We start from the raw sequence: 18,751 nt of genomic DNA on the forward strand, positions 1-18,751 counted from the left end.
GTAAAGTGATCCCGGGAACAGTACTTTACGTTGTAAGGAGTCGCAAGTGGTGGTGTACGCCGGGCAGGGTGACCCGCGTCGGTCGATGCGGCTGCTGTGGCGGGCCGCCGAGGGCGGTGGTGAGGGCGGGGCGGACGGGGGCGGGACGCGGCCGGGGCCGAAGCAGGGCCTGAGCGTGGACGCGGTGGTGCGCGCGGCGGTGGAGGTCGCCGACGGCGGGGGGATGGCGGCGCTGTCGATGCGGGCGGTGGGGGAGCGGCTGGGGCGCACGGCGATGGCGCTCTACACCTACGTGCCGAACAAGGCCGAGCTGGTCGACCTGATGTACGACCAGGTGCTGCGGGAGCTGCCCGCGCGCTACCCGTCGGACGGCGGGTGGCGCGCGGCGCTGGAGGCGTGGGCGGCGGACACCCGGGCGTTCTACCTGCGCCACCCGTGGGTGTTGCAGGTGTCGCAGGCCCGGCCGGTGCTGGGGCCGGGGGAGTTCGGGGCGCTGGAGGCGTTGGTGGGGGTGCTGCGGGGGACGGGCCTGCCGCGGCGGGAGCTGCGGGGTGTGGTGGCCGCGTTGACGCAGTTCGTGCGGGGCGCGGCGGCGGGGGTGTCGGACGCGCGGCGGGCGGCGGCGGAGACCGGGGTGTCGGACGAGGAGTGGTGGTACGCGCGGTCGCCGCTGCTCGACGAGGTGGCGGCGGACTTCGCCGACCGGTTCCCGCTGGCGACGTGGGTCGGGGAGGAGGAGCCGCCGCCGGTGCCGGACGACCCGTGCGCGTCCTACCCGGAGCGGGGGGCGCTGGAGGGCTTCACCACGGGGTTGGCGGTGCTGCTGGACGGCATCGGGGTCGCGGTGGCCCGCCACCGAGACCGGCCGCCGGCGGGTTCCGGGCGGGAGGCGCTCCGCCCGTGATCGTCACCGATGTCGTCGCCCGGCTGCGCGCCGCCGGGTGCGTGTTCGCCGAGGACGAGGCGCGGTTGCTCGTCGAGGCCGCCGCGGACGAGGCGGAGCTGCGGTCGTTGACCGAGCGGCGCGTCGCCGGCCTCCCGCTGGAGCACGTGCTCGGCTGGGCCGAGTTCGACGGGCTGCGCGTCGCGGTGGACCCCGGCGTGTTCGTGCCGCGCCGCCGCACGGGGCACCTGGTGCGGCTGGCCGTGGCCGCGGCGCGGCCGGGCGCGGTCGTGCTCGACCTGTGCTGCGGTTCGGGCGCGGTGGCCGCCGCGGTGGCGCGCCGGCTGCCCGGCGCGGAGGTGCACGCGGCCGACGTCGACCCGGCCGCGGTGGCCTGCGCGCGCCGCAACCTGCCGTCCGGGCAGGTGCACCTGGGCGACCTGTACGGGGCGCTGCCCGGGTCGTTGCTGGGGCGGGTGGACGTGCTGGTGGCCAACGCGCCGTACGTGCCGACCGACGCGGTGGCGCTGATGCCGCCCGAGGCGCGCGACCACGAGCCGCTGGTGGCGCTGGACGGCGGCGCCGACGGGCTGGACGTGCAGCGGCGCGTGGTCGCCGACGCGCGGCGGTGGTTGGCGCCGGGCGGGACGCTGGTGGTGGAGACCGGGCGTCGCCAGGCGCCGGCGACGGCGGCGGCGTTCACCGGGGTCGGGCTGGAGGCGCGGGTCGTCGTGGACGACGACCTGGACGCCACCGCGGTGGTCGGCCGCGCCGCCCGCTGACCCGGTGCCGGGCACGCGGTCCGGTCAGGTGCCGAGCACGCCGTCGCTCAGCTCGCGCGCGACGTCGAGGTGCCCGGCGTGGCGCGCGTACTCCTGGAGCAGGTGGAACAGCACCCAGGCCAGGGTGGGGCGCGGCGCGCCGGTCGACTCCCAGCGGGCGACCCGGTCGGTGAGCGCGGCCCCGGCGGCGATCTCGCGGGAGCGGGCGCACTCCTCGAGGTAGGAGGCGCGGATGCCCTCGGTGGTGTCGCCGTCCTCGACGACCCACTCGGCGTGCGGCACGCGGGGGTCGCCGTACGGGTGGACGACGTCCTCGCCGCGGAAGCAGTGGCGCAGCCAGCGCCGTTCGACGTGCGTGAGGTGCTTGAGCATCGCCAGCGGCGCCCAGCCCGAGGGCAGGCGGCTGGTGCGCAGCTCCTCCTCGGACATGCCCTGCAGCTTGCGCAGCACCGTGTCGCGGTGGAAGTCGAGGTAGGCGTGGAGGAGCTCGGCGGGGTCGGCCAGGTCGGGGGAGGGTTCGGCGGGCACCCGCAGCCGCGCCGAGACCCGGTCGCCGGTGGTCTCCAGCTCCGCGCCGGCCTTGGTCAGCAGCGCCAGCGCCGCGGCGTTGTCCGCGGTGGTCTCGGCGACGACGGTGGGCACGCCCCGGCCGGGCGCCCGCTCCAGGAGGCGGTGCAGGGCGGCCAGGCCCACGCCGGCGCCCCGTGCGCGCCGCGCCACCCAGATGCCGGTCTCGCCCGCGTCGGTCAGCCGGATCATGCCCACCGTGCGGTCGTCGTCGAGGATCTCGTAGGCGTCGCGCCGGAAGCCGCGGTAGAACTCGCGGAACTCGTCGGGCCGGTCCGGTGCCCAGCCGGCCGGCATGACGTCGGCGGGGTCGGCGTCCTCGACGGCCAGGGCGAGCAGCCGTTCCACGCCCGCGTCGTCCACCTGCCGCAACCTGATCACGTCGTCGACCCCTCCTCCGGGTGCGTGCGGGAGCGCGGCGCGCGTGCCGCCGGCCGTCGCCGGCACCCATCCTGCGCGATCTACCCTGTGCGCGGGAACGGGATTACGCGGCGACCTCGGGCACCGCGGGACGAGGACGCGATGTCGGCGACGCGGTTGCTGGTGCTCGGGGTGGTGCGCGGTTACGGGCGCGCCCACGGCTACCTGATCGGCAACGACCTGATGGCGTGGGGCGCGGGCGAGTGGGCCAACGTCAAGTGGGGCTCGATCTACCACGCGCTCAAGCAGCTCACCAAGGACGGCCACCTGATCGACTCCACCGTGCCGCCGGGGCGCACCGACTACGAGATCACGCCGCGCGGCGACGCCGAGCACGGGCGGCTGCTGCGCGACGCGCTGCGCCGCCCCGAGACCCGTCCCGACCTGCTGGCCGCCGGGCTGGCGCTGCTGCCGTCGCTGCCGCGCGCGGACGCGGTCGAGCTGCTCGGGCAGCGCCTCGCCGCCCTGGAGGCGCGCCGCGACGCCGCCCGCGAGCAGGCCGCCGGGTGGCGCGAACCCGCCCACGTCGCCGAGCTGTACCGGCTGTGGGAGCACGCGGCGGCCGGTGGCGCGGAGTGGACCAGGGGGCTGCTCGACCGGTTGCGGGGCGGCGCCTACCCCATGGCGGGCGAGCCGGGTTCGCCCGGTGAACCCGGCAGCTGGGGTAGACTCAAACTTGAATAGCCAGGGGGAGCGCTGAACACAGGGTTGGAGCGGTACGCGGCCGTCTTCGAGGCCGCCGACCCGCCGCGGACGTCCACGATCGCCTTCTACACCCACCCCGACCAGGGGCCGCCCGACCCGTCCGCGCCCGCCGACCCGCCCGTGGACGGGAACCCGCCCGCGCACGGTGACGTGCCCGTGGACGGGGGCCTGCCGGCGGACGCCGAGGTGGTCGTGGCCACCGCGGACGGTTCCCGCCGCACCGCGCCCGCCGCGCGCGTGCCGCTGACCGAGGCCATCCCCCTGCTCGGCCGGGCCCGCCGCACCGGCCGCGCGCACCCCGCCACCGCCTTCTGGGGCGCCGCCGTCGTGCTCGCCCTCGGCCTGGTGGCCCGCGGCCGGGTGCGGCCCGCCGTCACCGACGGCGACTTCGACGCCTGGCGGCTCGGCCCGCTCGACGCCGCCGACCACGCCCGCGTGCGCGACCTCGCCCGCGCCATGCCGCCGCACGCCCGCGCCGTCCCGCTGACGGGACGCGACCCCGCCGAGCTGCCCGACGCCGAACCCCTCCTGCGGGCCTTCCTCGACGCCGTCGCCGACACCGTGCCGCGCGGCGCGGCGGCCGCGCGCGCCGCCGGAGCGCCCGCGTTCGCCTCGCCCGAACCCCAGCGCGTGCCGCACCTGCGCGGCTGGGCCGACCAGGGCGTCCGCATCTCCCTGCGGGTGGAGGGCGCGGAGGCGTTCCGCGTCGTCGTGCAGGTCCACGACCTCGCCGACCCCAGCCTCGTCGTGGACGCCGCCGAGCTGTGGGCGGGCGCCGGCCACCGCCTGCGCGCCGACGCCACGGTCGCCCTGCGCCGCGCCGCCCGCGCCTACCCGCCGCTGGAACCGCTGCTCGACCGGCCCGTGCCCGACGCGACCGCCCTCACCGACGGCGACGTCGAGCTGCTGCTCACCACCGGCGCCGTGCGCCTGGCCGGCGCGGGCGTCGACGTGCACTGGCCCAAGGACCTGGTGCGCGACCTCACCTCCCGGGTCGTGCTCGGCGGCGACCGCGCCGACCGGCCGTCGTTCTTCGGACCGGACCGGCTCACCGCGGTGAACTGGCAGCTCGCCCTGGGCGAGGACCCCCTCACCCCCGAGGAGCTGGACCTGCTCGCCGAGGCGCACCGGCCCGTCGTGCGGCTGCGCGACCGCTGGACCCTCGTCGACCCCGAACTGGCCCGCCGCGCCCGCGACCGTGTCCTCAAGCCCGTCACCGCCCTCGACGCGCTCGGCGCCGCCCTCACCGGCACCACCGAGGTCGACGGCGTCGAGGTCCCCGTCACCACCACCGGCTGGCTCGACGACCTCAGGGCCGACCTGGCCCGCGACGAGCCGATCGGCCGGCCCGCCGCGCTGGCCGCCACCCTGCGCGACTACCAGCTGCGCGGCCTGCGGTGGCTGCACCGCATGACCTCCCTCGGCCTGGGCGGCTGCCTGGCCGACGACATGGGCCTGGGCAAGACCGTCACCCTCATCGCCCTGCACCTGCACCGCCGCGCGCACCTGCCGGACGCGGACGGCCCCACCCTCGTGGTGTGCCCGACGTCGCTGCTGGGCAACTGGCAGCGCGAGGTCGAGCGCTTCGCGCCCGGCGTGCCCGTGCGCCGCTACCACGGCCCCGGCCGCGACCTGGCCCGCGACGCCGACCACACCGGGTTCGTCCTGACCACCTACACCACCATGCGGCTCGACGCCGACGCGCTCGCCGGGCACGGGTGGGACCTGGTCGTCGCCGACGAGGCCCAGCACGTCAAGAACCCCGCCTCCGACACCGCCAAGGCCCTGCGCCGCGTCCCCGCCCGCGCCCGCGTCGCCCTCACCGGCACCCCGGTGGAGAACACCCTCTCCGAGCTGTGGGCCGTGCTCGACTGGACCACCCCCGGCCTGCTCGGCACGCTGCCGCGCTTCCGCGCCCGCTGGGCCAAGCCCGTCGAGGTCGACCGCGACGCCGCCACCGCCGCCCGCCTCGGCCGGCTCGTCGCGCCGTTCCTGCTGCGCCGCCGCAAGTCCGACCCCGGCATCGCGCCCGAACTGCCCGCCAAGACCGAGACCGACCACCCGGTGGCGCTCACCCGCGAGCAGGCCGCCCTCTACGAGGCCGTCGTCCGCGAACTCATGGCCGACATCGCCGGCTCCGACGGCATCGCCCGCCGCGGCAAGGTCGTGCGCCTGCTCACCGCCCTCAAGCAGGTGTGCAACCACCCCGCCCAGTACCTCAAGGAGGGCTCGCCGGTCCTGGCCGGGCGCTCCGGCAAGCTCGAACTGCTCGACGAGCTGCTCGACACCATCCTCGCCGAGGACGGCTCCGTGCTCGTGTTCACCCAGTACGTCGCCATGGCCCGTCTGCTCGAACGCCACCTCGCCGCCCGCGGCACCACCACCGCGTTCCTGCACGGCGGCACGCCCGTCGCCGCCCGCGAGGAGATGGTCCGCCGCTTCCAGGACGGCGGGGTGCCGGTGTTCCTGCTCTCCCTCAAGGCCGCCGGCACCGGCCTCAACCTCACCCGCGCCGACCACGTCGTGCACTACGACCGGTGGTGGAACCCCGCCGTGGAGGACCAGGCCACCGACCGCGCCCACCGCATCGGCCAGACCCGGCCCGTGCAGGTGCACCGGCTCGTCGCGGAGGGCACCGTCGAGGACCGGATCGCCGCCATGCTGCGCGCCAAGCGCGACCTCGCCGACTCCGTGCTGGCCCGCGGCGAGGCCGCGCTGACCGAGCTGACCGACGCCGAGCTGGCCGACCTCGTCGCGCTGCGCGGCCCGGAGCGGGGGAGCGGCCGGTGACCGAGCGCGTGAAGGGCTTCCCCGCGTTCGGCAAGGGCGTGCGCCACGCCCGCAGCTGGTGGGGCCGGGCCTGGCTCCAGGCCCTGGAGGACACCTCCCTGGACCAGGCGCCGCTGCGCCAGGGCCGCAAGTACGCCCACGCCGGGCTGGTCGGCACCATCACCGTCAGCCCCGGCCGGCTCGACGCCGTCGTGCACGACCCCGACGACACCTACCGCACCACCGTGCGCCTCACCCCGCTCACCGACGCCGAGTGGCGGCGCTTCCTCGACCGCGTCGCCGGCAAGGCGGGCCACCTGGCCGCGCTGCTCGACCACGAGGTGCCCCGCGACCTCGTCGACACCGCCGCCGACGCGGGCGTGCCGCTGCTGCCCGGCATCGGCGACCTCGACCCCGAGTGCACCTGCCCCGGCTGGGAACTGCCCTGCCGCCACGCCGCCGCCCTGTGCCACCAGGCCGCGTGGCTGCTCGACGCCGACCCGTGGGTGCTGCTCCTGCTGCGCGGGCGCGACCGCGACGAGGTCGTCGCCGGCGCCCGGCCCGCCACCACCGGCACCCCCGCCACGACCGCCTACGCCGCGCCGCCGGTCGCCCTGCCCGACGACCCGCCGGCCGCCGACCCGGACCCGCCGCCCGACTTCGACCCCGCGCCCGGCGTGGAGCCCGCCGTGCTGCGCCTGCTCGTCGCCGACGCCGCCGCCAAGGCCCGCGACCTGCTGGCCACCGGCCGGTGGCCGGCCGACGACGAGCGCCGCGACCGGGTCCGCCTGGTCGCCGCCCACCCCGCGCTGCGCGACCTGCCCGGGGCGCTCGACCGGCTCGACGCCGACCCGCGCGCCGTCCGCGCGTGGCGCCAGGGCGGCCCGGCCGCGCTCGACGTGCTGGAACGGCCCTGGACGCCCGACCGCGCCGAGACCAACCGCGCCCGCGCCGCCTGGGACCGCGCCGAGCTGCCCGCCCCGACCGTCCGCGCCAACCGGTGGACGGTGCGCGCACCGGGCGGCGACCGGCAGCTGCGCTACGGCCGCGACGGCCTGTGGTACCCGTACCGCGCCCGCGCCGGCCGCTGGTGGCCCACCGGCACCCCGACCCGCGACCCGGCCGCCGCGTACACCGCGTTCACCGACCACGACTGACCGTCGACACCCGGGAGCCCGTGGACCGGGAAACTGTCGACGCACGCCCGTACCACCACAGGTGTGGTACCACACCTGTGGTGGAAAAGCGGGGGCCCGCCCGCACGACCCCGGCGGCACTGGGGGTTGCCGCGGACGCCGTGCGGGCGGGGGAGGCGCGCGGGACCGGCCGGGGTTCCGAGCCGACGGCCGCTCCGGGACGCGCCCCTGGACCGCACGGGGCGAGGCGCTCACCCCGTGCGGGAGAACGAACGCGCGACGCCCCGCCGCGCGGTGCGATCGGCCCTCCCCGGCGACCCCGCACCACGATGCAGGGAGTCTTGTCCCGCCCCCGGTGAGGGTTCAACGGACGCATCGGACCGATAACACTCACCCCGGTGTGCGAACGCTCCCCCGGCGGGTGAGTGTGCAATACCGTGATCGCCACGGCGGGTATGCGCCGTGGGTCGGGGACACGCCGAGGGGGGAGTGCCCACGTGGTACCGGTACGGGAACGGCTGCTCGACGCAGGGGTGGCGCTGCTGTTCGACGACGGGTTCAAGGTCCTCAACCGGGGGCTCAACGTCGCCGAGATCGCCGCCCGCGCCGAGGTCAGCGAGAAGACGTTCTTCGCGACCTTCGGCGACAAGGCCCGCTACGTCGACGAACTGCTGCTGCGGTTCAACCGCCCGGTCGCCCCGACCGCGCCGGGGACGCTCGTCGACGTCATCGACCACGCCCTCGCCGAGACCAAGGGCGACCCGAGGCGGATGCTGCGCGCGGTGTCCACCTGGAACTACGAGCAGGTCCGCGGCGACCCCGCCACCCTCATGCAGTTCGCCACGGTCGTCCTGGCCCGCAACCACCAGGGCGCCATGCGGCGCCTGCGCCAGACCTACGCCGCCTACGACCGGGCGAGCGTCCAGGCGTACCGGTCGATGCTCGCCCGCTGGAGCGCGTCGCTGCGCGCCCCGTTCACCCTCGACCAGCTCGCCGTCGTGCTCACCGCCCTCGTCGAGGGGCTGTCGCTGCGCCACCTCGCCGACCCCGACGCCGTGCCCGACACCCTGCTCGGCGACACCGTCATCGCCCTCGTCGGCACCCTGCTCGACCCCGAGCAGGGCCACAGCCACATCGACGACGTCATCGCGCCCCTGGCCGACGAGGTCGTGCGCGCTTACCGCGCCGACCGCCTCGACGGCCTGCCCGAGCACCCCCGCAACGCGGTCGTCGCCGCCGCCCGCCAGGAGTTCGCCGCCCGCGGCTACTACGCCACCACGCCCGCCCACATCGCCGCGCGCGCCGGCGTGCCCCTCGTCGTGCTCCGGCAGCTGTTCCCGGTGAAGGCGTCGATCGTCGTGGGCGCGCTGCGCCCGGAGTACGCGGAGCTGCGCTCGCTGCTCGACGACGACCTCGCCCTGGGCGTCGCGCCGCGCCGGCTGCTGCGCCGCCACCTCGAACGCCTGGCCGCCTTCACCCTGCGCAACCGCGAGTTCGCCGAGGCCCTGCTGATGGCCGTCGTGCAGGACACCGACGCCGCCGCGGCCGACGCGGTCCACCGCGAGATCGACCTGGCGGCCCTGCTCGTCCCGGTCCTCGACGCCGGGCGCGCCGGCGGCGACTTCAGCGCCGACCACGACCCCGCCGCCCTGGCGGGCACGCTCACCCACGGCACCCTGCTGCGCTGCCTCACCCACCGCGGCGGCACGCCCGCGCAGCACGTCGACGCCGTCGAGGCCCTCGTCCTGCACGGCCTGCTGACCCGCGCCTGACCCCGACCCCGCGAAGCACCGACCCCGCGAAGCCCCGGTCCGGCGAAGCCCGGTCCCGCGGCGACCGGGAGGGCTAGGTGATCAGCCCGGGCACGACGGCGGCGGTCCGCTTGCGGCGCAGCCAGACCTTGCGCGAACCGTCGCCGAACAGCAGCGTCCGCGACAGCTCCCACCCGGCGAACTCGGCGTGGATCGTCAACTGCGTCGTCGCCGTGCGGCGGGAGACCCCGGCCGGCAGCCGCAGCGGCCGGTACTCCCAGTCCCCGTCGACCACCGCTTCGTCCATCACCCGATCACCTGCATCCCTTGGCCGTCCCCGGACGCGACGAACACGCGCCCGCTGGCTGGATCAACCGCCACGGAGTCCGGCTGGCGGACCGCGGCGTACCGGTGGCGCTCCACCGGCTCGCCCCCGGCGACGTCGAGGGCCACGACCTCGTTGCGCGCGGTGAGGGTCACCCAGAGCAGGTCGCGCTCGGCGTCGTAGGCCATCCCGTACGGCGCGCCCGGCAGGGGGTGGCGCATCCGCATGATCAACGGCGAGGTGGAGAACGCCATCAGCTCGCCGCCCCGGGTGTCCACGACGAACACCCGGCCGAACCGGTCGGCCACCGCGTTCGTCGCGCCGTCGCCCGCGCGCAGCCCCGCGCCGGGGCGCTCGGCGGTCGGGTCCAGGTCGAACACCGCGCTGCGCGGCCGGTCCAGCACCACGGCCGCGTCACCCGCCACCACCAGCCGGTCGGGGCTGGAGATGCCGCCCACCACGTGCTCGCCGCCCGAACCGTCCCGCACCGACACCTGCCCGGCGTCGCGCCGGGCCACCAGCTCCCGGTCACCGAGCCGCGCCACGTCCACCGGCCCGCCGGTCACCGGCCGCGACGACGTCGAGCCGTCCGGCCGCACGGTCACCACGGCGCCGGCCGACGGCACGGTGGCCTCCACCGAGCCGTCCGCCGCGACCAGCCGCTCCGCCGGCCCCGGCAGCACCGCCGTCACCGGGGCCGCCGTCGCCGGGTCGGCCGGGGACGACGGGTAGAGCAGCACCGAGGGCGGTTCGGCCACGGCCACCGCGACCAGGTCCCCGACCACCGCCACCGACGTCGCGCGCCCCAGCGGCAGCACGACGCCCTCGGGCGCGGCGGTCCGGGCGGGGGAGACGGCGGGACGGGCGGGTTCCAGCGTGGCGGCCACCTGGAGCGGGTCGGCCGGGTTCTCCTCGGACGCACACCCGGACACCACCAGGGTCCCGGCGAGCACTGCCGCGGCCACTCGGCGCAACGTCTGACCTCCTACGCGTAACCCGTTCGCTCACTGCCCTCCCAGCATCCATCACCGAACCACCATCGTCACGCAGGGGGGCGGGTGTTGTCGTTGGTCCGCGAAGGTGATAGTCGGACCCCGCCCGCGGCCCGCGGCCGGCGGCGACGACCATCGCGGGTGACACGGGAGGAGCCGGATGACCGTCGAGGAACTGCGCGACCGCCACGTCGCGCTGCTGCGCGACCGGCGCGTCGTCGACCACCTCGACCCGCCCGTCGCGCCCGGCGACCACGTCGACCGCTACCGCACGTGGACCCAGGTCGCCTCCGACCCGCTGACCCGCAGGTTGGGGCGGCTCGTCGACGCCCGCGTCCGCCCCGCCCCCTACCGGTCCGCGCACCTGCACGAGCAGCAGCGCACCCTCGACGCCCTGCAACCCGAGGTGCTGCACCTGGCCCGCGCCGCCGGGTGGCGGCCCACCACGCCGGTGCTGGCCGGGGTGTTCCCCACCGGCGCGCTGAACGCGCTGAGCGTGCCCGTGCCGGGGCGCGGCGTCCTCGTGCTGGTCAACACCGCCGCGCTGGACCTGCTCGGCGGTGTGCTCAAGATCATGACGGGGGCGTTGCCGCACTACGGCACGCCGCCGCTGCTGAGCACCTCCCAGACCTCCTACGCCCTGGCCGAGGCGGTCAACGCCTACCTCTACGGCAACGGCGCGGTCGAGGCCCGCCGGCTGCCCGAGCTGTCCGGCCAGCGGCAGGCGCTGGTGGGGCTGATGACGCGGCGCGCCACCCAGTTCCTCGTCGCCCACGAGGTCGGGCACGTCCTGGCGGGGCACCTGGTGCACGCCCGCCGCCGCACCGACCCCGACACGCCCGTGGGCGCCCTCGACGCCCAGGAGGTGGGCTGGTCGCGCGAGCACGAGGCCGACCGGCTGGCCGCGTCGATGCTGCTGCACAGCCTCGACGGCCTCGCCCCGCGCGAGCTGGACGTGCGCGAGCCGTACCTGGTCGCCGCCGTGCTGCTCGTGCTGTTCCTGCACGAGGTCACCGACCGGCTCGCCGACGAGCGCGGCCTGGCCGTGCCGTTCGCGGGCACCCACCCGCCGCCGGTGCGGCGCGTGCAGAGCCTCGTGGGGCACCTCGCGGCCCACGTCCGCTCCCCGCGCGCCCTCGACCTGGCCGCCGACGTCGCCACCTGGCTGGAGGACCAGCTCGGCGGCGTGCGCGAGTGGCTCCGCCGCGTCGACGAGGTCATGGTCTGACCCCTCGTGGTCCGGCCCCGCGCGGGGTCAGACCAGCGGGCGCTCCGGGTAGCCGAACACCACCGCGCTCACGTCGTCCAGGGCCGAGCGGATCGCGGTCGGCAGCACCAGGTCCTCCGCCGCCAGGGAACCCAGCAGCTGCGACGTGTCGCGCGCGCCCACCACCGGGGCCACCACGCCCGGCCGGTCGCGCACCCACGCCAGCGCCACGCACAGCGCGTTGGTGCCCAGCCCGTCCGCCGCGGTGGCCACCGCCTGGGTGATCCGCGCCGCCCGCTCCGTGCGGTGCTGCTCCACGTACCCGGCGAAGTGCGGCGACGCGCCGCGCGAGTCCGACGGCGTGCCGTTGCGGTACTTGCCGGTCAGCACGCCCCGGCCCAGCGGCGCCCACGGCAGCAGGCCGATGCCGTGGTGCTGCGCGGCGGGCACGACCTCGCGCTCCACGCCGCGCTCCAGCAGCGAGTACTCCACCTGCGTGGACACCAGCGGGGTGTGCCCCGGCAGCGCCGCCGCGGTGCCCAGCTGCCAGCCCGAGTAGTTCGACACGCCCGCGTAGCGCACCTTGCCCGAGGACACCGCGGCGTCCAGCGCCGACAGGGTCTCCTCCAGCGGCACGTTCGCGTCCCAGGCGTGCAGCTGCCACAGGTCGACGTGCTCCACCCGCAGCCGGCGCAGCGAGCCGTCCAGCGCGTGCAGCAGCGCGCCCCGCGACGCGCCGCCGCCGAACGGGCCGTCGTTGCGCCGCGCGACCGCCTTGGTCGCGATCACGAGCTCCTCGCGCGGCACGACCTCGCCGATCAGGCCGCCCAGGATGCGCTCGCTCTCGCCCTCCACGTACACGTCGGCGGTGTCCACGAGCGTGCCGCCCGCCTCGGTGAAGGCCATGAGCTGGGTGGCCGCCTCGTCGGCGTCGGTGTCCCGGCCCCAGGTCATCGTGCCCAGGGCCATCCGGGAGACCCGCAAGCCGCTGCGCCCCAGGTATCGCTGTTCCACGCGGCGCAGCCTAAGGGGTGATCGACATTCCGGCGGGCCGTGGCGCGCGTTTGTCAAGGGCGAATTCCGCCGGGCCGCGCCGCCCCGGCCTGGCGAAGGGGGTTACCGACCGGTACGGTCCGCGTGTGCGACTGGGACTGAACCTCGGGTACTGGGGCGCGGGCAACGACGCCGCGAACCTCGAACTGGCCAAGGAAGCCGACCGCCTCGGCTTCTCGGTGGTGTGGGCCGCGGAGGCGTACGGCTCCGACGCGCCCACCGTGCTGGCCTGGGTGGCGGCCCAGACCGAGCGGGTGGACGTCGGCAGCGCGATCCTCCAGATCCCCGCGCGCACGCCCGCGATGACCGCGATGACCGCCGCCACCCTGGACACCCTCTCCGGCGGCCGGTTCCGGCTGGGCCTGGGCGTCTCCGGGCCGCAGGTGTCCGAGGGCTGGCACGGCGTGCGGTTCGACAAGCCGCTGGCCCGCACCCGCGAGTACGTCGACGTCGTGCGCTCCGCCCTGCGCCGCGAGCGGCTGCGCTACGACGGCGAGCACTACGTGCTGCCGCTGCCCGACGGCCCCGGCAAGGCGCTCACCCTCACCGTGCACCCGGTGCGCGAGCACCTGCCCGTCTACCTGGCCGCCGTCGGCCCGAAGAACGTCGAGCTGGCCGGCGAGATCGCCGACGGGTGGCTCGCGATCTTCTTCTCCCCGGAGCACTCCGCCGGGTCGGTCGCCGCGCTCCGGGCGGGTCGGGAGAAGGCCGGCAAGACCCTCGACGGGTTCGACGTCGTGCCCACCGTGCCGATGTCCGTCGGCGACGACTGGCGCGCGTGCGCCGACCACGTCCGCCCCTACGCCGCGCTCTACGTCGGCGGCATGGGCAGCAGGCAGAAGAACTTCTACAACGACCTCGCCGTGCGCATGGGCTTCGCCGCCGAGGCCGCCGAGGTGCAGGACCGGTACCTGTCGCGCGACTACGCCGGCGCCCAGGCCGCGCTGCCCGTGGAGTTCCTCGACTCCACCTCGCTGCTGGGCCCGAAGGAGCGCATAGCAGACCGCATGAGGGCCTACGCCGAGGCGGGGGTCACCACTCTCACGCTCTCGCCCATGCTGCAAGATCTCGAGCAGGGGATCGCCGCGCTCCGCACGGCGACCGAAGCTCTGGATCTGGCAGGAGTGGGTAGTTGAGCTGGTTGCAGGCCATCGTCCTCGGCCTCGTGCAAGGTCTCACCGAGTTCCTGCCCATCTCCTCGTCGGGTCACATCAGGATCGTCTCCACGCTGTTCTTCGGCAACGACGCGGGCGCGTCGTTCACCGCGGTCATCCAGCTGGGCACCGAGGTCGCGGTGCTGATCTACTTCGCCAAGGACATCGGCAACTTCCTCGCGGCGTGGTTCAAGGGCCTGTTCAGCAAGGCCGCCCGCGCCTCCGAGGACTACCGGATGGCCTGGTACGTGATCATCGGGTCGATCCCGATCAGCGTGCTGGGCTACCTGTTCAAGGACGAGATCCGCTCGTCGCTGCGGAACCTGTGGATCACCGCGACGACGCTGATCGTGTTCGGCCTGCTGCTCGGCCTGGCCGACCACTTCGCCTCGCACATCCGCAACAAGCTCCAGCTCAAGGACGCCGTCGGCATGGGCCTGGCGCAGGCCATGGCGCTGATCCCCGGCGTGTCCCGCTCCGGTGGGACGCTCACCGCCGGCCTGTTCCTGGGCCTGGACCGCGCCTCGGCGGCCCGCTACTCCTTCCTGCTGGCGCTGCCCGCCGTGTTCGGCGCCGGCATCTTCAGCATCCCGGACGTGCTGGAGCGCTCCGAGCCCAACGCGGCGTCCGTGCCGCAGATGGTCGTGGCCACGATCGTGTCGTTCGTCGTCGGCTACGCCACGATCGCGTGGCTGCTGCGGTACGTCTCCAAGCACAGCTACTCGGTGTTCGTGTGGTACCGGCTGCTGCTGGGCATCGTCCTGATGGGGCTGCTGTCGATGAACCTCATCAGCGCCACGTAGGGAGCGCCGCATAGGGTGGCCCCCGTGGCTACCGTGATCTTGCTGCGACACGCCCGCTCCACCGCGAACGGGGCGGGCGTGCTCGCCGGCCGACAGCCCGGTGTGCGGCTGTCCGAGAAGGGCGAGGAGCAGGCGCTCGCGCTCGTGGACCGGCTCGCCGGGGTACCGGTGCGGTCGGTCGTGACCTCACCGCTGGAGCGCTGCCGGCAGACCCTCGCGCCGCTGCTGGCCGACCGCGGCCTGGAACCCGCGGTCGAACCGGAGCTCGCCGAGGTCGAGTACGGCGAGTGGACCGGGCGCGAGATCAGGGAGCTGCTCGACGAGCCGCTGTGGAAGGTCGTGCAGCAGCACCCGTCCGCGGCCGTGTTCCCCGGCGGCGAGGGCCTGGCGACCGTGCAGGCGCGCGCGGTGGCCGCCATCAGGGCGCACGACGCCCGGATCACCGCCGAGCACGGGCCGCGCGCCGTGTGGGTCGCGTGCAGCCACGGCGACGTCATCAAGGCCGTCCTGGCCGACGCGCTGGGCGTGCACCTGGACGGGTTCCAGCGCATCGTCGTGGACCCGGCGTCGCTGTCGGTCGTGCAGTACACCGAGACGCGGCCGTTCGTGCTGCGGGTCAACGACAACGGCGGTGACCTGTCCGGCGTGGTGCCCCCGCCGGAGAAGGAGGCGGAGGCGCCGTCCTCCGACGCCGTCGTGGGCGGTACGACCGGCCCCTGACGGGGAGGACCTCGACCAGCGCGTGGCCCCCGGACAGTGCAGGGTAGTCCGGGGGCCACGGGTGTGTCGGCCGGGGCGGTCGGCCTCGTGGTGACGATCGTATTGCTGTTAATGCGCAGGTAAATGCCCTCTTGCGGGGTGGACCGCGGCGGGCCCCGCGGGCGAGCCGGGCGCCGGATCGCCGCCCGGGCACCGGAAACGGGCTAAAACCGCAGCTCAAACCATGTGGAAACAAGCGTGAAACACAGCGTGGCAAGCCTGCCCGCGCCGTAACCCGCTGGACCGTTCGGCCCGCGCCGATGGTCTGGCCGGTGTTTACAGTTAACAACGGACCGTGCGCCCTTGATCACAGTCCGAGGCGGGTGACGGCGTTGTCCTCCAGCGGGTTGGCCGTCCGGATGTAGCGGTGCACGGTGCGCGGGTTGGTCCAGCGGCCCTGCCGCATGATCTCCCGGTCGCTCGCGCCGCCCAGCGCGGCCTGCGTGGCGAAGCCGGCGCGCAGCGAGTGCCCGCCGAACAGCGCCGGGTCCAGGCCGGCCTTGAGCGCGTACCGCTTCACCAGGTCGGACACGGCCCGGTCCGACATCGGGCGGGTGCCGAGCGCGCCGTGGCGGCTCACCGAGGGGAACAGCGGCCCGCTCAGCGGACCCGGCCGGTAGGTGTGGCAGCGGTGCGTCGGCCCGGCCTCGGGCTCGTCCTGGAGCAGGGCCCGCCGGTCGACGGCGGTGAGCACGTCGACCCAGTCGGCGAACGCGCACACCGGGCACGTCGGCCGCCGCGCGCCCCGGGGCAGCACGACCCGCTGCCGGTGCGCGCCGGTCTGGTCGGTCTTGGTCACGCCCAGCTCGACCAGCAGCAGCGGCTCCTGGGTGCGCGGGTCGACGTCGACCGCGACGTCGTCGAGGTGGAGCGCGGCCAGCTCGCTGCGGCGCAGCGCGCCGGCGAAGCCCACGAGCAGCAGCAGCGCGTCGCGGCGGCGGGCCGCGCCGGTCGGCCAGCCCGGGGCGGGGCGTTCGGCGAGCAGGGCCTCCAGCGTGCCCAGCAGCACGGGCCGCTTGCGCCGCGGCGGCGCCTGCCGGGTGCGGCGGATGCCGCGCAGCGTCAAGCGCACCACGTCGGACCTGGTGGGGGAGGGGAGGCCGCCCGCGGCGTGCACGGCGGCGATGGCGGCGGCCTTGCGCTCCAGCGTGGAGGGCCGGAAGGCGGGGGAGCCGTCGTCCTTCGTCGTGTCCGCGGCGACCGCCAGGTACACCGCGACGTCCACCGGGTCCGCGGGCAGCGCCTGGCGGCCCTCGGCCTGGCACCACGCCGCCCACGCCACCCAGTCGGAGCGGTAGGCGCGCAGCGTGTTGGGGGACTGGGCGGCGTGCAGGTAGCCCGCCAGGGCGGCGGCCTGCTCGTCGTCGAAGCGCCGCCTGACCTGCTCCAGGGCGGCGAAGTCCACCAGGACCGCGTGGGTGACGCGGTCCAGCTCGGCGCGCACCGGTTCCGGCAGGGTCACCCGGCCACCCTAACACTCTTGATCACTTCGATGCTTTCAGCGTGAGATGAGGAGGCATCTTGCGGCGGCCGTTACTATGCGAGACCGTGCGCGCCCTACAACACCCGGACGTGGAAGACGTTGAGCTGGCCACCGTGCTGACCGCGCTGGCAGACCCCGTCCGGTTGCGGATCGTGGCGGAACTGGCCCGTTCGGGTGGCATCGTGTGCGGCCAGTTCGACGTGCCGGTCAGCATGTCGACGCTGTCGCACCACCTGAAGGTGTTGCGCGAGGCGGGCGTGCTGCGGGTGACGCCGCAGGGCAGCTACCGCACGCACGAGCTGCGGCGCGCCGAGATGGAGACCCGCTTCCCGGGCGTGCTGGAGTCGATCACGCGCGCCATCCCGCCGCGGGGCCCGGCCGCCTGACGGCGGGCCGGCGCGGCGGTGCCGCTCAGGGGTTGACGTAGAGGCAGAACGGGTGGCCGGCGGGGTCCAGCAGCACCCGGACGTCCTCCTGGGGCTGGAACTCGGCCGTCGTCGCGCCCAGGGCCTCGGCCCGGGCGGTGGCGGCGGGCAGGTCGTCGACCTCGATGTCGAGGTGCGCCATCATCCGCTGGTCGCCCTCCCCGGCGGGCCAGGTGGGCCGGCGGTACCGGTCCTCGGTCTGGAAGGCCAGGCCCGCGCCGCCGTCGGGGGCGCGGAGGGTCACCCAGTGGGGTTCGTCGGTGTCGATCGGCCAGCCGAGCAGTTCGCCGTAGAAGCCCGCGAGGGCGCGCGGGTCGGGTGCGTCGAGGACGGTCGCGGTCAGCTTGATCACCACTCCAGTTTCACGCTTCCGGGTGAGCGTCGCATCCGCTGCCGAGTTGGTACCAGTGGTCTCGATAACTTCAGTGTCAACCAAAAGAGTGAATCACCTGGTAGCAGCTCAAGAGAGGAACTCCCGATCGACAACAAAACGCCCCGAGTCGAAGGGGCGCGTCACGCGGCGGTGTGGCGCAGGACGTGGACGCCCGCCGCGGTCTTGAGGTAGGCCCAGGTGGTCGTGCCGGTGGTGGTGAGGCCGACGTGGGAGGCGGAGGTGCGGTGGAGGTCGCCGGGGAGGTCGACGGCGGCCCACCGCTCGCCGGTCCAGCGGTGGAAGGCGGGCCTGGTCTCGAAGGTGTCGCGGGTGGCGCGGGTGCCCCAGGTCCAGCCGGCGGCGACGCCGTGGAGGCTGAGCCGGTCGGGGGTCTCCTCGGGTGGGGGTACGGCGGTCCAGCGGGTGCCGTCCCAGTGGTGGATGCGCAGGCCGTCGGTGTCGCGGACGTGGCCGAGCCAGAGGTCGTCGGGTGCGGTGGCGGCGAGGCGGGCGATGTGGCCGCGTTCGGTGCGGGGGCCGGGGTGCTCGGTCCAGCGGGTGCCGTCCCAGTGGACGAGGACGGGGTACTCGTAGCTGGCGGGTCCGGCGCCGGCGAGGCCGCCTCCTCCCGCCCAGATGTCGTGGGGGCCGGTGGAGGTGAGGGTGTTGAGCCCTTCGCGGGTGGAGTTGAGGACGCGGCGGAGGTGCCAGGTGGTGCCGTCGTAGTGGAGGGCGTCGCGTCCGGTGCCGACGACGTGGACGTCGTGGGGGTGGGCGGTGACGGCTTTGGCCCAGGGGATGGGTGGGGTGGTGACGGTGTGCCAGGTGGTGCCGTCGTAGTGCAGGACGAGGGGGCGTCCGGCGGTGTTGCCGACGGCCCAGACGTCGTCGGGTGCGGTGGCGGTGATGCCGGAGAGGCTGGCGGCGGTGGGGAGGGTGGGGAGGGGTTCGCGTCGCCAGGTGGTGCCGGTCCAGCCGAGGACGAGGGGTGCGGAGGGGCGGCTGGTGAACACGCCGGTGGTGCCGGCGAGCCAGGCGTGGTCGTCGCCCGCGGTCGCCAGGTCGGCCAGTGCGGTGCTGGGCGGCAGTGCGGGCACCGGCACGGGTCGGAACAAGCCATCCCCCCCTCGATGGGTCCCCCGACTCGTCGTGGGGTTCAGCAGA

18 protein-coding genes are annotated in these 18,751 nt (G+C 75.5%); 11 read left to right on the plus strand and 7 right to left on the minus strand.

The genetic code is table 11. The features are described 5' to 3' along the window. Window positions 1–46 precede the first annotated feature (46 nt). Complete coding sequence (locus ACRAKJ_RS20625; RefSeq protein WP_438922476.1) at window positions 47–904, plus strand: TetR/AcrR family transcriptional regulator C-terminal domain-containing protein; 858 nt, start codon at window positions 47–49, stop codon at window positions 902–904. After that, window positions 901–1,665, plus strand: a complete 765-nt coding sequence (locus ACRAKJ_RS20630; RefSeq protein ID WP_438922477.1) for a putative protein N(5)-glutamine methyltransferase — start codon at window positions 901–903, stop codon at window positions 1,663–1,665. The genes ACRAKJ_RS20625 and ACRAKJ_RS20630 overlap by 4 nt, the downstream gene beginning before the upstream one ends. A 24-nt stretch (window positions 1,666–1,689) precedes the next feature. Here ACRAKJ_RS20630 and ACRAKJ_RS20635 read toward each other — a convergent pair whose 3' ends face one another. Next, window positions 1,690–2,613 carry a GNAT family N-acetyltransferase gene (locus tag ACRAKJ_RS20635; protein ID WP_438922478.1) on the minus strand — a complete coding sequence of 308 codons (924 nt, stop codon included), beginning with the start codon at window positions 2,611–2,613 and terminating at the stop codon, window positions 1,690–1,692. Window positions 2,614–2,754: 141 nt separating this feature from the next. Between ACRAKJ_RS20635 and ACRAKJ_RS20640 the strand changes: the two genes are divergently transcribed. From ACRAKJ_RS20640 to ACRAKJ_RS20655, 4 genes are all read left to right on the plus strand, one after another. Next, the gene (locus tag ACRAKJ_RS20640; protein WP_438922479.1) at window positions 2,755–3,336 is read left to right on the plus strand and encodes a PadR family transcriptional regulator; all 582 of its coding nucleotides are present in this window, start codon (window positions 2,755–2,757) and stop codon (window positions 3,334–3,336) included. Window positions 3,337–3,549: 213 nt separating this feature from the next. After that, window positions 3,550–6,147: an SNF2-related protein gene (locus tag ACRAKJ_RS20645; RefSeq protein WP_438922514.1), complete on the plus strand. Its 2,598-nt coding sequence runs from the start codon at window positions 3,550–3,552 to the stop codon at window positions 6,145–6,147. After that, window positions 6,144–7,283, plus strand: coding sequence for an SWIM zinc finger family protein (locus ACRAKJ_RS20650; protein WP_438922480.1), 1,140 nt, complete (start codon window positions 6,144–6,146; stop codon window positions 7,281–7,283). Before ACRAKJ_RS20645 ends, ACRAKJ_RS20650 begins: the two co-directional genes overlap by 4 nt. Before the next feature lie 476 nt (window positions 7,284–7,759). Continuing rightward, the gene (locus ACRAKJ_RS20655; protein ID WP_438922481.1) at window positions 7,760–9,034 is read left to right on the plus strand and encodes a TetR family transcriptional regulator; all 1,275 of its coding nucleotides are present in this window, start codon (window positions 7,760–7,762) and stop codon (window positions 9,032–9,034) included. A gap of 73 nt (window positions 9,035–9,107) precedes the next feature. Here ACRAKJ_RS20655 and ACRAKJ_RS20660 read toward each other — a convergent pair whose 3' ends face one another. Both ACRAKJ_RS20660 and ACRAKJ_RS20665 read right to left on the minus strand, forming a co-directional pair. After that, entirely contained in the window at window positions 9,108–9,320 is a 213-nt protein-coding gene (locus ACRAKJ_RS20660; RefSeq protein ID WP_438922482.1) for a DUF5703 family protein, read from the minus strand. Continuing rightward, window positions 9,320–10,303 (minus strand): YncE family protein, encoded by a 984-nt coding sequence (locus ACRAKJ_RS20665; RefSeq protein ID WP_438922483.1) that lies wholly within the window; start codon window positions 10,301–10,303, stop codon window positions 9,320–9,322. The genes ACRAKJ_RS20660 and ACRAKJ_RS20665 overlap by 1 nt, the downstream gene beginning before the upstream one ends. A gap of 187 nt (window positions 10,304–10,490) precedes the next feature. Between ACRAKJ_RS20665 and ACRAKJ_RS20670 the strand changes: the two genes are divergently transcribed. After that, on the plus strand, window positions 10,491–11,558 hold the full coding sequence (locus ACRAKJ_RS20670) for a hypothetical protein (protein ID WP_438922484.1): 1,068 nt from the start codon (window positions 10,491–10,493) through the stop codon (window positions 11,556–11,558). Window positions 11,559–11,585: 27 nt separating this feature from the next. Here ACRAKJ_RS20670 and ACRAKJ_RS20675 read toward each other — a convergent pair whose 3' ends face one another. Further along, entirely contained in the window at window positions 11,586–12,551 is a 966-nt protein-coding gene (locus tag ACRAKJ_RS20675; protein ID WP_438922485.1) for an aldo/keto reductase, read from the minus strand. Between the two features lie 125 nt (window positions 12,552–12,676). Here ACRAKJ_RS20675 and ACRAKJ_RS20680 point away from each other — a divergent pair, with 125 nt between their 5' ends. The 3 genes from ACRAKJ_RS20680 to ACRAKJ_RS20690 are packed head-to-tail and all read left to right on the plus strand — an operon-like array spanning window position 12,677 to window position 15,267. Continuing rightward, window positions 12,677–13,726, plus strand: a complete 1,050-nt coding sequence (locus ACRAKJ_RS20680) for an LLM class F420-dependent oxidoreductase (RefSeq protein WP_438922486.1) — start codon at window positions 12,677–12,679, stop codon at window positions 13,724–13,726. Further along, window positions 13,723–14,547: an undecaprenyl-diphosphate phosphatase gene (locus tag ACRAKJ_RS20685; RefSeq protein WP_438922487.1), complete on the plus strand. Its 825-nt coding sequence runs from the start codon at window positions 13,723–13,725 to the stop codon at window positions 14,545–14,547. Before ACRAKJ_RS20680 ends, ACRAKJ_RS20685 begins: the two co-directional genes overlap by 4 nt. A 24-nt stretch (window positions 14,548–14,571) precedes the next feature. Then, the gene (locus ACRAKJ_RS20690) at window positions 14,572–15,267 is read left to right on the plus strand and encodes a histidine phosphatase family protein (protein WP_438922488.1); all 696 of its coding nucleotides are present in this window, start codon (window positions 14,572–14,574) and stop codon (window positions 15,265–15,267) included. A gap of 346 nt (window positions 15,268–15,613) precedes the next feature. Here ACRAKJ_RS20690 and ACRAKJ_RS20695 read toward each other — a convergent pair whose 3' ends face one another. Beyond that, window positions 15,614–16,768, minus strand: a complete 1,155-nt coding sequence (locus tag ACRAKJ_RS20695) for a tyrosine-type recombinase/integrase (RefSeq protein WP_438922489.1) — start codon at window positions 16,766–16,768, stop codon at window positions 15,614–15,616. A gap of 110 nt (window positions 16,769–16,878) precedes the next feature. Here ACRAKJ_RS20695 and ACRAKJ_RS20700 point away from each other — a divergent pair, with 110 nt between their 5' ends. After that, window positions 16,879–17,175 (plus strand): helix-turn-helix domain-containing protein, encoded by a 297-nt coding sequence (locus ACRAKJ_RS20700; protein ID WP_438922490.1) that lies wholly within the window; start codon window positions 16,879–16,881, stop codon window positions 17,173–17,175. A gap of 25 nt (window positions 17,176–17,200) precedes the next feature. On the opposite strand, the gene ACRAKJ_RS20705 is transcribed toward ACRAKJ_RS20700, so the two are convergent. Next, a complete protein-coding gene (locus ACRAKJ_RS20705; RefSeq protein ID WP_438922515.1) occupies window positions 17,201–17,563 on the minus strand; it encodes a VOC family protein in 363 nt (120 codons plus the stop codon). A 164-nt stretch (window positions 17,564–17,727) separates the two neighbouring features. Further along, window positions 17,728–18,702 carry a hypothetical protein gene (locus tag ACRAKJ_RS20710; RefSeq protein WP_438922491.1) on the minus strand — a complete coding sequence of 325 codons (975 nt, stop codon included), beginning with the start codon at window positions 18,700–18,702 and terminating at the stop codon, window positions 17,728–17,730. Between the last annotated feature and the right edge of the window lie 49 nt (window positions 18,703–18,751).

The organism is Saccharothrix sp. DSM 118769 (genome assembly GCF_052936295.1).